The sequence below is a fragment of the Flagellimonas olearia genome, assembly GCF_004150225.1.
Taxonomy (GTDB): Bacteria; Bacteroidota; Bacteroidia; order Flavobacteriales; family Flavobacteriaceae; genus Flagellimonas; species Flagellimonas olearia.
The window spans coordinates 527,191-540,511 of sequence record NZ_ML142907.1; the positions used below are offsets into that span (position 1 = coordinate 527,191).

The 13,321-nt window shown below is 43.7% G+C and carries 10 protein-coding genes; 7 read left to right on the forward strand and 3 right to left on the reverse strand.

The genetic code is table 11. The annotated features are described in order from the left end of the window. The 4 genes from DN53_RS02405 to DN53_RS02420 all read left to right on the forward strand — a co-directional run bounded on the left by DN53_RS02405 (position 1) and on the right by DN53_RS02420 (position 4,922). A complete protein-coding gene (locus tag DN53_RS02405) occupies positions 1–1,761 on the forward strand; it encodes a PQQ-dependent sugar dehydrogenase (RefSeq protein ID WP_129652817.1) in 1,761 nt (586 codons plus the stop codon). A 22-nt stretch (positions 1,762–1,783) separates the two neighbouring features. Next, positions 1,784–3,040, forward strand: coding sequence for an amidohydrolase/deacetylase family metallohydrolase (locus DN53_RS02410; RefSeq protein WP_129652818.1), 1,257 nt, complete (start codon positions 1,784–1,786; stop codon positions 3,038–3,040). A 71-nt stretch (positions 3,041–3,111) separates the two neighbouring features. Continuing rightward, positions 3,112–4,323 carry an aminotransferase class V-fold PLP-dependent enzyme gene (locus DN53_RS02415; protein ID WP_242502048.1) on the forward strand — a complete coding sequence of 404 codons (1,212 nt, stop codon included), beginning with the start codon at positions 3,112–3,114 and terminating at the stop codon, positions 4,321–4,323. 11 nt (positions 4,324–4,334) lie between these two features. Next, positions 4,335–4,922, forward strand: a complete 588-nt coding sequence (locus DN53_RS02420; RefSeq protein WP_129652819.1) for a RidA family protein — start codon at positions 4,335–4,337, stop codon at positions 4,920–4,922. Between the two features lie 50 nt (positions 4,923–4,972). On the opposite strand, the gene DN53_RS02425 is transcribed toward DN53_RS02420, so the two are convergent. Then, positions 4,973–5,842 (reverse strand): helix-turn-helix domain-containing protein, encoded by an 870-nt coding sequence (locus DN53_RS02425; RefSeq protein WP_129652820.1) that lies wholly within the window; start codon positions 5,840–5,842, stop codon positions 4,973–4,975. 81 nt (positions 5,843–5,923) lie between these two features. Between DN53_RS02425 and DN53_RS02430 the strand changes: the two genes are divergently transcribed. The 3 genes from DN53_RS02430 to DN53_RS02440 all read left to right on the forward strand — a co-directional run bounded on the left by DN53_RS02430 (position 5,924) and on the right by DN53_RS02440 (position 10,129). Beyond that, on the forward strand, positions 5,924–6,649 hold the full coding sequence (locus DN53_RS02430; RefSeq protein WP_129652821.1) for a phytanoyl-CoA dioxygenase family protein: 726 nt from the start codon (positions 5,924–5,926) through the stop codon (positions 6,647–6,649). A gap of 240 nt (positions 6,650–6,889) precedes the next feature. Further along, on the forward strand, positions 6,890–9,094 hold the full coding sequence (locus tag DN53_RS02435) for a peptidase domain-containing ABC transporter (protein ID WP_129652822.1): 2,205 nt from the start codon (positions 6,890–6,892) through the stop codon (positions 9,092–9,094). A 6-nt stretch (positions 9,095–9,100) separates the two neighbouring features. After that, the gene (locus DN53_RS02440; RefSeq protein WP_129652823.1) at positions 9,101–10,129 is read left to right on the forward strand and encodes an HlyD family secretion protein; all 1,029 of its coding nucleotides are present in this window, start codon (positions 9,101–9,103) and stop codon (positions 10,127–10,129) included. A 31-nt stretch (positions 10,130–10,160) separates the two neighbouring features. Here the strand turns inward: DN53_RS02440 and DN53_RS02445 are convergent, their stop codons facing one another. Both DN53_RS02445 and DN53_RS02450 read right to left on the reverse strand, forming a co-directional pair. Next, complete coding sequence (locus DN53_RS02445) at positions 10,161–11,081, reverse strand: thiopeptide-type bacteriocin biosynthesis protein (RefSeq protein ID WP_129652824.1); 921 nt, start codon at positions 11,079–11,081, stop codon at positions 10,161–10,163. Then, a complete protein-coding gene (locus tag DN53_RS02450; protein ID WP_129652825.1) occupies positions 11,078–13,321 on the reverse strand; it encodes a lantibiotic dehydratase family protein in 2,244 nt (747 codons plus the stop codon). The genes DN53_RS02445 and DN53_RS02450 overlap by 4 nt, the downstream gene beginning before the upstream one ends.

Consider the following 13,321-nt stretch of genomic DNA (forward strand, 5'->3'; position numbering starts at 1 on the left):
ATGGTTTTCAAGCACAAAATCAGGAGCATTATTCTTTCCTTGGGCGTTGTTTTTTGTTTGACGCAATGCACGGAACCGGGACGTGATGGAGGACTTTTTCTGCCCGATGGTTTCGCCTCTGTGGTGGTTGTGGACAGTATTCCTGAAAGGGTACGCCACATGGATGTGACCGAAGATGACATCCTTTACGCCAAACTCAGAAACTCCAAAGAAGATGGTGTTGTAGCGGCTTTACAGGATACTGATGGCAATGGCGAAGCGGATATCATCGAAAAATTTGGCGGAAGCAATGGTCCCCAACGTTGGAGCTATGCCACTGCCATGCGAATCTATAATGGTTACATCTACTACAGCTCGGAATTGGTGGTCTATCGACAAAAACTCAAGCCTGGTTCCCTAGTTCCGGAAGGAGAAGTCGAGGTGGTTTTGACCGATGACCATGAGCATGGAAAACACGAGCACATTGCCAAACCAGTGGCCTTTGATAATGAAGGAAACATGTATGTACCCTTTGGAGCACCCTCAAATGCGTGCCAAGACCCAAAGCGTACCCCGGGTGTTCCCGGAATGGATCCCTGCCCGCAATTGGAAGACCATGGGGGTATCTGGAAGTTTGATGCCAACAAGTTGGAGCAGACCCAAAAAGATGGGGTAAAATATGCAACGGGCATTAGAAGTGTGGTAGCCCTTACTTGGAACCCTACCGACGGCGAACTCTATGGGGTAATGCACGGAAGGGACGATCTTTTGCGTTTATGGCCCGACAAATACACCCCATGGGAAAGTGCGCTTTTGCCCTCAGAGGAATTCATGAAAATCACCGAGGGGTCGGACTTTGGGTGGCCGTACTGCTATTATGACCAAATCAAGGGTAAAAAAGTCTTGGCTCCAGAATACGGTGGGGATGGTGAAATTATAGGAAGATGTGACCAGTACGAAGACCCTATCATGGGTTTTCCAGGGCATTGGGCCCCCAACGATGTGGTTTTTTATCAAGGGGATCAATTTCCCGATCGCTATAAAAATGGGGCTTTCATTGCCTTCCATGGATCCACCAATAGGTCTCCTTACCCCCAATCGGGTTATTTTGTAGGCTTTGTCCCTTTCAAAAATGGCAAGCCCAGTGGGGATGTAGAAGTATTTGCCGATGGTTTTGCCGGCGTGGACCCTCTAGTAAGCGTAAGGGATGCGGTATATCGCCCCATGGGAATTGCTTTTGGCCCCGATGGTTCCATGTACATCTCCGATTCTGTAAAAGGAAAGATTTGGAAAATCATCTTTAATGGCGACCGCAACAATTTTGGGGAAGAGCAATTATTGGCCATGGAAGACCGCAAGAAACTCTCCCACATCAGGACCCCCGATAAAATCAAGGACAACCTCATTTCAGGAGGACTGGTGGGAGGCCCAAAGGCATATCAGACCTATTGCAGTGCGTGCCACCAACGAAATGGTAAAGGAGCGCCGGGTAGATTCCCTCCCCTTACCGGTACCGATTGGGTAACCGGAGACAAGGAAAGACTCATCAGTGTAGTGCTTCGGGGTATGGAAGGCAGCCTAAAAGTGGGAGATGAAGTGTACAATGGCATGATGCCCCAACACAGCTTTTTGAGTGACCAAGAAATTGCCGAGGTACTCACCTACATTAGGTCCAATTTTGGTAATGACGCCAGTTCTGTAAGTAAAAATGAAGTGACCAAATTAAGGGAACAACTCCAGGAGAGTGGTGAAAATGGTCCAATACAAGTGCAAACAGATTAACATTTATAAATAAAACCAACTTATGAAAACAAAAATTCTTTGGATAGGGAAATTGTATGCAACATCCTTCATCTTCTTATTTACCATGGTGACCATGGCCCAAGATTATGACATCTTGATTAAAAATGGGCATTTGATCGATGCCAAAAACAACATTGACAAAGTCATGGATGTTGCCATAAAAGATGGCAAAATTGCTGAAGTTTCCAATAGCATATCCAAAAACAAAGCCAAGACCGTAATCGATGCCAAGGGACTTTATGTAAGTGCCGGCTTGATAGACATCCATAGCCATAATTTTTATGGTACCGAATCCAATGCTTATTTGAGCAATGGTTTTTACGCTGTTCCACCAGATGGTTTCACCTTCAGAAGCGGTGTTACCACAGTTGCCGATGCCGGGGGTGCCGGTTGGAGGAACTTCAGACAGTTTAAAGAGCAGGTGATCGATAGATCCAAAACCAGGGTACTGTCGTTTTTGAACATTGTAGGTTCTGGAATGAAAGGTGGCCCTATAGAGCAAAACCTAAGTGATATGGATGCCCGGATGACCGCCATGGTAGCCAGACAGTTTCCCAACGATGTGGTTGGGGTAAAATTGGCACACTTCAGTGGATTTGATTGGACACCCGCAGAAAGGGCTGCAGAGGCAGGAAGACTTGCCGATATCCCGGTTATGATCGACTTTGGTGGAAGTGAGCCCGAATTGTCTTTGGAAACACTCTTCATGGAAAAATTACGTCCTGGAGATATTTTCACCCATGCCTATGGTCACGTAGATGGCCGTACCCCCATTGTGGATGAAAATGGAAAAGTAAGGGACTATGTTTTTGCCGCACAAAAAAGAGGGATCATTTTTGACGTAGGCCATGGTGGTGGAAGTTTTGTTTTCGAGCAAGTTGTTCCAGCCATGGAGCAAGGTCTGAAACCCAATTCCATCAGTACCGACCTTCACACTGGAAGTATGAATGGAGGAATGAAGGATATGGCCAATATCATGTCCAAGTTCCTAAACTTGGGTATGTCGCTAAGCGAAGTTATCGCCGTATCAACTTGGGAACCCGCCAAGATCATTCAACGTACCGATTTAGGACATATTTCTGTAGGGGCTGTAGCCGATGTTACCGTATTAAACCATAAAAAGGGAGAATTCGGATTCATCGACACCAGGAATACCAAAATGGAAGGAGATCAGAAAGTAGAATGCGAACTCACCATCAGGGATGGTAAAGTGGTCTACGACCTCAACGGTCTTTCAAAACCAGCTTGGAGCAAATAGTGAATCCGTATTTCAATAAAAACAAATCCAATAAATAGTAAGAACATTTTTAATATAAACAACCAAAGATTATGAGCAGAAGAAAAGTTTTAAAAACGCTTTCCGCCCTACCCGTTGCGGGCGGATTAATGGGAACCGGATTGTTGTCCGCAAAAACCCTGGAAACAACGGTCACCCAAACCGCGGGCCGGAATTTCTTCAAGGAGTTGGGCGTACGTACATTTATCAATGCTGCAGGTACCTATACCTCCATGACCGGATGTCTAATGAGAAAAGAAGTGACCGATGCCATTAAATATGCAACCACTGAATACGTAAACCTGGACGATCTACAGGACAAGGTTGGTGAACGTATTGCCGAATTGCTCGATTGTGAGTATGCAACCGTTTCCTCCGGGTGCTTTGGAGCCATGACCATTGGATTGGCCGGTGTTATCTGCGGAATGGACAACAAAAAGGTAAGCCAGCTTCCTGACACAACCGGATTGAAGAATGAGGTTATTGTACAAAAAGGACATGCCATTGGATATACCCATGCCCTATTGAACACTGGAGCAAAAATTGTTGAGGTGGATGGTGTCAAGGAATTGGAAAAAGCCATCAATAAAAACACGGCAATGTTTTGGTTCCTTAATGCAAACACCGCTAACGGTAAAATTAAGCACGAGGAATTTGTAGCCCTTTCCCAAAAGCATGGTATTCCTTGTATGATTGATTGCGCTGCTGATGTACCTCCAGTGGAAAACTTGTTCAAGTACACCAAATTGGGCTTTGACTTGGTATGCTTTTCAGGAGGAAAAGGAATCCGTGGACCTCAGAGTGCCGGGCTTCTATTGGGTAAGCGTAAGTACATTGAGGCTGCAAGATTGCACTGCCCACCAAGAGGTACTACCATTGCCAGGGGTATGAAAGTGAACAAGGAGGAAATTTTGGGTATGTTGGTTGCTTTGGAGGTTTACTTGTCCAAAGACCACGAACAAGAATGGAAACTTTGGGAAAGCCAAATCGAATTGATCAGTGAAAGTGCCAAATCCGTTGCAGGTGTTGAGACTGAAATCCATGTACCTCCAGTTGCCAACCATGTACCCAGCTTAAGGGTGACTTGGGATGAGAGCATTGTGAAAATCACAAAAGAGGAAGCCCGTAAACAACTTCGTGAAGGTCACCCATCCATCCAAACCGTTGGAGGTAAGGATGATATAGGTATTACCACTTGGATGATGGACCCAGGACAAGAACGCATTGTTGCACAACGCTTGAAGGAAATATTGGCTAACGCATAAATAAGTCTGATATGAAACGTACAATCGCTTTTCTTGCCGTGGTCTTGATAGGAGCTGTCTCCTGTCAACCCAAACAAGAAAATTCAACCACAGTTGAAAATGAACCCGTAAAAAAAGAGGAAGTGATTGATCCCAGTTATAATCCTGAGGCCAAAATTCAGGAGTTGGGCATAACCTTGAGTGAACCTTCTCCCCCAGTGGCCAATTATGTGAATGCCGTCCGTGTAGGGAACTTGATTTTCCTTGCTGGAAAAGGTCCCCTTAAACCCGATGGCAACAACATCACTGGAAAAGTTGGGGACAATCTTTCCATTGAGGAAGGGTACGAAGCAGCTCGAATTACGGGAATCAACCAACTCTCCGTTCTGAAAGGGGAATTGGGCAACCTCAATAAGGTGAAACGTGTCGTAAAAGTGAAGGGAATGGTGAATGCCGCTCCCGATTTTACGGACCACCCCAAGGTAATCAATGGGTATTCCGATCTAATGGTCGCCGTTTTCGGTGAGCGTGGAAAGCATGCCCGGGCTGCCGTGGGAATGGGTTCTTTGCCTAGCAATATTGCGGTTGAAATTGAAATGATAGTAGAGGTACAAGACTAGATCAACCAACACTATATAAAAGGGAAGGTAGAATTGCTCTTATGGGCAATTCAATCTTCCCTTACTTTTTTCAGCTCTTGGATATACTCCCTTGGTGATTTTCCCGTGTATTTCCTGAACACCGTTGAAAAGTATTGCGAAGAATTAAACCCCAAAGCATAGGCCACCTCGGTCACCGAAGACTCCATGGGCAATATTTCTTTGGCTTTTTCCATACGTTTTCGGTTGATGTACTCTTTTGGGGTATTCCCTGTGTTCAGCTTAAACCATGCCTTAAAATACCCTGTGGACACCTGGATCAGGTCGGCCAGTTCATCCACATACATATTTCGATATAGATTCTTCTCTATAAAATCGTCTATCAGTATAACCCGTTGGGAAACCTCAGTATCCAGTTTCCGTTGGGAAAGGTCCAAAGTGTCCAATAAGAGACGAAGTAACAGGGCCTCCCTTCGAATTTCACCCAAATCCATTGCTTTATGGGTGGACAGGGCAAACAGTTCCACCAACAGCTCCTTGACCTGCTGCGCACCTCTAAAAGGTATATTGGAAGCCTCCTCCAACCTTCGTAAAAGCAAACCACTTTTTGTTTGGGGAAGATGGCATAGCTTTTCCCCTTGCCCGGAAAGTTTCAACTGTATCCAATACAGCTCACCCTTTTCCTCGGGCATCCCACCGGTGTCATGGGCCCTATTGGGAGGGACTATTAAAATGTCACCGCCTTTTAGGTAATGTCTGTGGCCTTCCACGATATACTGTTGCACCCCATCAAGGCAATAACAAATTTCAATCATATCCGCATGGAAATGGGTTTCCAAACCCGGATTTGCCCTTGCATACCTGTAATGCCCAAATTGTTCCACCCTCGGAATGCGGTGCTGATAGGGCAAAAGAACGGTTCGGGTGGATATCTCTTTCATCAAATGTTCAAAAAAGTAAGGTTGTACAAAAATAGTAGCTATTTTGGATTGGAGTTCTGATTTTTGGAAAAACGAAATATCATGGAAAATATCAAAGAAACTTTCAGCGTAGAAGGCTATGTGGCCATCCCTTCACTATTGACAGCCCATGAGGTAGAGGAACTACGAAGCATATACAATCAACTCTTATCCGAAACAGATAAGACCAAAGGGTTGCGCAGTGACTTGGCGGGCAGCACCAATGGCGATGGTAAAAAAGTAGAGCGCATCACCCAAATTATGCGACCCAGTATGATCGAGGAAAAACTAATGGCACATAATGCCTATAAAAAAGCCTCGGAATGGGCCAAGCATTTGCTTGGAGAGGACATGGAACTTGATTTTGATATGTTGATCAATAAAGCACCCCATACTGACACCGAAACACCATGGCACCAAGATGCTGCCTACTGGATTGATTTGCCAGATAAGCGAGCCGCAAGCTGTTGGATTGCATTGGACCATGTGCATGAGGCCAATGGTTGTATGTGGTTTTTGCCAGTTGATGAAAAGGAAGTGCTCCCCCATCAAAGTTTACCTGGAGGTGGAGCCCTTTATTGTGAAGCCGATACCGCGAATGCCAAACCCATTCCTTTGCAGGCCGGTGGATGCACCTTCCATGATGGGCATACCCTGCATTACAGTAAGGGCAACCGTACAGATGGACAACGCAGGGCATTGATTTTGAATTTCAGGCCAAAACAGATGATCCTTTTGGAACGGGAAAAGGGAATGGACCATACGGGCAATCGCGAAAAAAGGAGTTAACAACCAGTACCGCATGATTACCCAAAACAAAGTGACCTTATCATCCATAATGGAAGAGGTCTGATTTACATGTTGTTTGGCTCCACAATTAACTTTGATTCCGTTTTCCAAAAACCTCATTGTTGTCAATGGATAGGTATATTTCTGTAGTCAAAATAAAAAGTAATTGTAAAAAATAATATGCATAGGTGAGTGAAAATTCTGTATTTTTAAAAGAATTTAGAATCCTCAAGCCGCCTAATGCCTCCAAAAAAGTTTCCTTTTTTTAAACAGTTGGATCAAATGGATTGTGGGCCAACCTGCCTACGCATGATATCCAAGTTTTATGGAAAGGAACATCCGATTGATTATCTTCGGCAGAAATCCAATATTACCAAAGCAGGGGTTTCCTTGGGAGGGATTGCCGAAGCTGCAGAGGAAATAGGTTTTCACACCATAGCGGTAAGTCTTGGATATAACGATCTGGAGAGTGAAGCCCCTTTACCCCTCATAGCCCATTGGAGGCAGAGACATTTCATTGTTGTATATAAAATAGACAAGGATAATGTTTACATTGCAGACCCGGCCCACGGGCTATTACAGTATTCAAAAGAGGATTTTGTCGCGGGTTGGATAGGACAAGGCGCCAACATTGATACATCAGATGGATATCTGTTGCTGCTGGAGCCTACACCAAAATTCTATGAAGCCGAAATTACTGAAAAAAAGGACTACGGTTTCAAATTTCTATTTTGGTATTTTAAACCCTACAAGAAATATATTATTCAGCTTTTTATAGGGCTCACCGTAGGTAGTCTATTGCAATTGATCTTTCCTTTTTTGACACAGGCTGTGGTGGATTACGGAATCAACTATCAAAACCTCAACTTTATATATTTAATCCTGATTGCACAGCTCACACTTTTTATCTCCCAAACCAGTGTGGATTTAATTAGGGGGTGGATCTTGCTTCATATGACCAGCCGGATCAACATTAACCTTATTTCAGATTTTCTGATAAAGTTGATGCGATTGCCCATTTCCTTTTTTGATTCCAAGAACACGGGGGACATTATCCAAAGGATCTATGACCACGACAGGGTCCAAAATTTCCTGTCCAGCACTACCCTGAATACACTGTTCTCTGCTTTCAACCTTATCATCTTTGGAATAGTCCTGGCGTATTACAACCTTACCATATTTATCATTTTTATTACGGGGTCTGCCATCTATGTGGGCTGGACGCTCCTGTTCCTGAAAAGACGTGCAGTACTCGACTATAAAAGATTTGACCAGTCTGCAAACAACCAAAGTAGCATATACCAGCTCATTTCAGGGATGCAGGAAATAAAACTCAATGGATCTGAACGGCGAAGAAGATGGGAATGGGAGGCCATACAGGTTAAATTATTCAAAGTATCCATTAAGAGTCTGTCCCTTTCACAAACCCAGAATTCCGGGGGGCAGTTCTTCAATGAGCTCAAGAACATTTTCATAACCTTTGTGGCCGCCAAATCCGTTATTGATGGGGAGCTTACCTTGGGTATGATGCTATCCATACAGTACATCATTGGGCAGCTGAATTTGCCCATCAATAATTTCATCACCTTTATACAAACGGGTCAAGATGCCAAGATCAGTCTGGAAAGGTTGGCCGAGATCCACACTAAAAAGGATGAGGAAGATTCCAAGGAACATTACATCAGTGAACTGCCCAACCATAAGACCATAAAACTCAAGAACCTGAGCTTTAGGTACGGTGGCAAAACATCTCCCATGGTGTTAAAAAACATCAACTTGGAAATTCCCGAGGGCAAGGTAACCGCCATTGTCGGGGCCAGTGGAAGTGGGAAGACCACCTTGATCAAGCTTTTATTGAAGTTTTATGACCCCACTGAAGGAAGTATTTCCATTGGCAATACGAAACTCAAAAACATCAGCACCCATTTTTGGAGAAAAAACTGTGGTACCGTGATGCAGGATGGATTTATATTCGGTGATACCATTTCCCGGAACATTACGGAATCGCAATCAGAAGGTACGGTAGACAAAACCAAACTGTCCCATGCCGCCCACGTGGCCAATATTGATGATTTCATTGAAACCCTTCCTTTGGGGTACCAAGCAAAAATCGGTAGCAGCGGGACCAATATCAGTGGGGGTCAAAAACAACGTGTTTTGATTGCCCGATCGGTTTATAAAGACCCTGATTTCATTTTTTTTGATGAAGCTACCAGTGCTTTGGATGCAAATAATGAAAAGGTCATCATGGAGCGGCTCAAGGGTTTCTATAAAGGTAAAACGGTTGTCGTCGTAGCACACAGGCTAAGCACCGTAAAAAATGCCGATCAAATCGTTGTACTGGACAATGGGGAGGTCATTGAACAAGGAAACCATAAGAAATTGGCAGCTGAAAAAGGAATGTACTATACCTTGGTAAAGAACCAACTGGAATTAGGGAACTAGCAAAAAATGGAAGCAAACAAAAACGGAATGGACAATTGGGACGAACGTTCCGACCAGGTACGGGAAATCTTGGGCAAGGCTCCAAACTGGGTCATTCGCTTTGGGATAACCTTGGTCTTCATTATCATCTTCCTGTTGCTGTTGGGAGCTTCGCTTATAAGCTATAATGACATCATTCCAGCCCAAATCACCGTTACCAGCAAAAATCCCCCTGTATATTTAAAGTCAAAATCCTCAGGTAGATTGACCCAGATTTTTATACAACCCGGACAGAACGTACGTAAAGGGGAACCGTTGGCAGAGATTGAAAACACAGCGACCATTGATGATGTGTACTACCTGAAAAACCACCTGAAAGACTCCAATCTTCCGTTGATCACATTGGATTCCCTAAAATCGTTGTTTCCCTTCCATCTGAAATTGGGCGATGTTCAAATGGCATACGATGATTTTATAGCCCAATATCAAAACTACATTGTATTCAACACTTTGACCCCCATCAAGAAACAACCTGACATCATCCGAAGACAATTGTTGGGGCAACAGCTTGGAAAGGCGCAACAAAACCTGAACAATGCTATAGCTAGTTGGGAACAGAACTATATTATCAAAAGCCCCATTGATGGTACGGCCACCTTTTTTGATATTTGGAGCCAATATCAACATGTATCTGCCGGAGAGACCATCTTTACGATTGTTCCTGACGATCCAGAAGAAATTATTGGCCATGCAACCCTACCTGCCAGAAATTCCGGAAAAGTCAAGACAGGGCAAAAAGTTATGATCAAACTGGATAATTACCCCTTCCAGGAGTGGGGCAGCCTTGAGGGCATGGTCTCCAGTATATCGGAAGTTCCCAAACCAGGGGAACAAGTATTATACACGCTTCAAATTGAAATCAACAGTCTAACCACCTCCTATGGTAAATCCATTGATTTTAAACCGGAGATGCAGGGCAAGGCGGAGGTAATCATCGAAGAATTGACCGTTATGGAGCGCATCTTTTATCAATTGAGAAAGACCTTTGATAGATAGGTGCCGTTTGTTTTCTTTTGAAATTGGCTTCTTATGCCGACTTGGCAACGGCATTGGATTTTTGGTACTTCTTTCGGGCAATCTTTGATTTATAGTAGCGGTACAGAAAATCATAGCAAACCAGTTCGTGCAAGCGATTATTGGACTTGAAAAGCCGATTCATGAACATGTGCAGATAGCTAGCCATGAGGTCATTCAATACGAGTTGAAGGGTTCCGGATTGTTGATGGCCCATAATAGCGACTGCTATGGGCATATTTTTACTTTTTCTGGTTTCAAGTATCTGAAGTATGGGCAAATAATCGGATGCATTCTCCATGGACAACAGCATAAATTGATCTATTTTTTTACTTTCCGCCCGGTACTTGTCATCCAACTGTTTTTTTAGGGCCCTGGACATGCCAAATTCAATCCCAAACCCTGTTTTCAATCGGTCCAAGAGATTCAATTTCTCTTCATCCGAAAATCCAAAGGTCTCCAAAAAAGTATCCATGCCGCGCAAAGCGAACAACCACCTGAGTTCTTCCCCTTCATCGCCTTCAATCACATCCAAGAAATCAGCAATGCAAGTACTATCATGAAAAAAGAGTTGTTCCGATAGCTCCATGGTGTTGCTCCCATAACGTTCCATTTCCCGATGGTAAGTATCTATCTGGACCTTCCAAACCAATTCTTGGCCCACTAGGCTTTTAAAATAAGGGTATATTTTATTTATAACACTTCCAATATGTTCAGTGCCCAAAGCCTTGAACCTAACCCTTAAATGGTTTTTGGGATCGGAATACCGGATAAAGAACCACTGGTCTATAATCTTGTCCTGTAACAGTTGTTGCGCAACGGGACGGATACCATTGACCAAAATGGCATCTGCGGTTTTGGGGCCTGTATAAACTTTATAGTACAACCATTCATCTCCCGGTATCAGGCTTCTATCTATATTTTTCTTGCTCATGTGGAGGTATGGTTTAGGTTTTGTCCGTTATAAAATGATAGAATGACCTGATTGGTAAAGTATGCTCCATTTTTCCTTACAACCCCTTCTTGATGGTGTAGGAACTCACCCAATCTGAAGTTATCACGTTTTGCAACGGTATCCAGCAACATACGAACAGATGTGAGGTTTTCAAGATCCACCAACAATTCATTATCACCATCCAGAAGCTTTACATATTGGGGTATTTGCAATGGTTCCCTGAGCTCCCTAACTTTCTCAAGGAGGGCATTGTTATCCTGCTTGACCTTTATAATTGCCTTCAAATGGCTTTTTTTAAGGTTCCAGGTAGCTTCCAAAAGAATCAAATTATGGTACTCAACCCTGGGAAAGAACTCAAAATCCTCAGCGAACTTATCCAAACTGAACCATACCCCTCCCTTATTATCCTGCTTCTGCATGTCAGACAAAAAATGATAAATGGGAAGAGCTTTGTTACTATAATTATGGGCATTGGTCAAACGGGGCACTACTTCCTTGTTGTACTTTTTGGATCTTAAAAACAGTCTGTTGTTCCTTAGCGACAGCATTAGATCATTTATGGGCAATTGTTGCTCCGTGGGTTTAATGGATCTTGCCAAATATGGGATTTCGTAGGTGCGAAAGTCCGGTCTCATTAAAATATTTCCCACCCGGGATTCCGGTAAATGGACAATCTCGGCCATGATCTTGTGATTGTTGAGCTTCTCCTCAACATCAATGATCTTGCTTGCATGTTCATGAAGTTCTTTGTCCCCATGACAAAAACGTCCCAATAAATTGGCCGCACTGGATCCTCCTCCCCCTTTAAAGCGAATCTTTTCCTCCCCATTGACCTGCACCAGTTCTATCATGCATGAAATGGTATCGGGCAACTCATCCCAATTGGCTTCGTACGCCTCAAAATCCGAATCTTCAAGTACAATGGTATAGACGTTGTTCTTATGGGCTTCAAGTAATTTTTTTTGAAGAAAGACATCTACCTCCGTCCACATCATATTCCGTACCTGCTGGCCTTTTTTTCGAAGATCCACCACAATATCATCCACCAAAGGGTTTACATCACCATGGCCTTGGTCCTGCCTATATCCTATACCAATTTCGGTATCCAAAACCGTTGACAATGGAACTTCCCTCCCTTCAAATCGTTCATTAAAGGCATTTTTGAAATTGGACAGCAGCGTTTCTTCCAAGGGTATTGATATTTTATTCAGAAAAGTGAGCCCCTTCTGGACATCATCAATGATCTTGCTGCTCAGTGTGTTCTTTTCATGTGCAAGCTCCATATCCACTTGAAACAAGTATTTGGGGTCGAACTCCGTTTCCAGCTTTTTGATCACCTCCCCAAGTTCCCAGTACGCCTTGGGATCATTTCCAATAGTTTTGTTGATCCCATCCAGTTGCCTTTGCACATCATCAAGAACCTGTACATAATCTTCCACATTCTCCATTCCATCCAATACAGAACAAATCTGTTTTAAAAACTCAGGTCCGGAAACCGAAGGCTCCAGTTCACTTACGAGCAATTGATTGCTGATCAGTTCCACTATATATCCCTGAGCTTCTTCATAAGTTATGTCATCATCGACCAATACACTTGCCAGTTCTTCCAACCGTGAGCCTTGCCTCGCTTTTTCCAACACTTTGTTCAAGTATTCGTTCTGGTCTACCGCAGCTATTTGGTGATGCCGCTTTGTATTTACATATCGGTATTCCACGTATCGCAATTGGTTCCCTATTTCATAGATGCTGGTGTTGGGGTAAAAAAGCAGTTGTTCCCTTATCTTGCTATTTTTCACCAAGTCTTGGGACAGCGCCACTAAATAGTTCATATCCAATTTGGTGTGCCGCCTGTTCTTATCCAACCCCTCCAACTCCATTTGGGTAGCATCCCCAAATCTTCCCACGGCACAACCTGCAAACAGTCCAAAAGGAGTGCACCGGGAGGCCATTCTTGAAAGGTATTTAAGGATAGTGTATTGTAGTTTTTCAACTTTGTCCCTATCGGTGATTCCCATGTTCAACCACCGGTCGATCTCTTCCCATAAAAATGGGGATGCCAAATACAAGGCCTCCCTAATAATGGGGTCTTTACAAATATCCTTGAATGTCTCATCGGAGATTACACTTTGTGAGGTAAGTTGCTTGTAGGTGTCAAAGGACAGCAATGGTGTCCTAAGCACATAATCGGGGAAAATTTCATATTGACATTCATTTTTCAT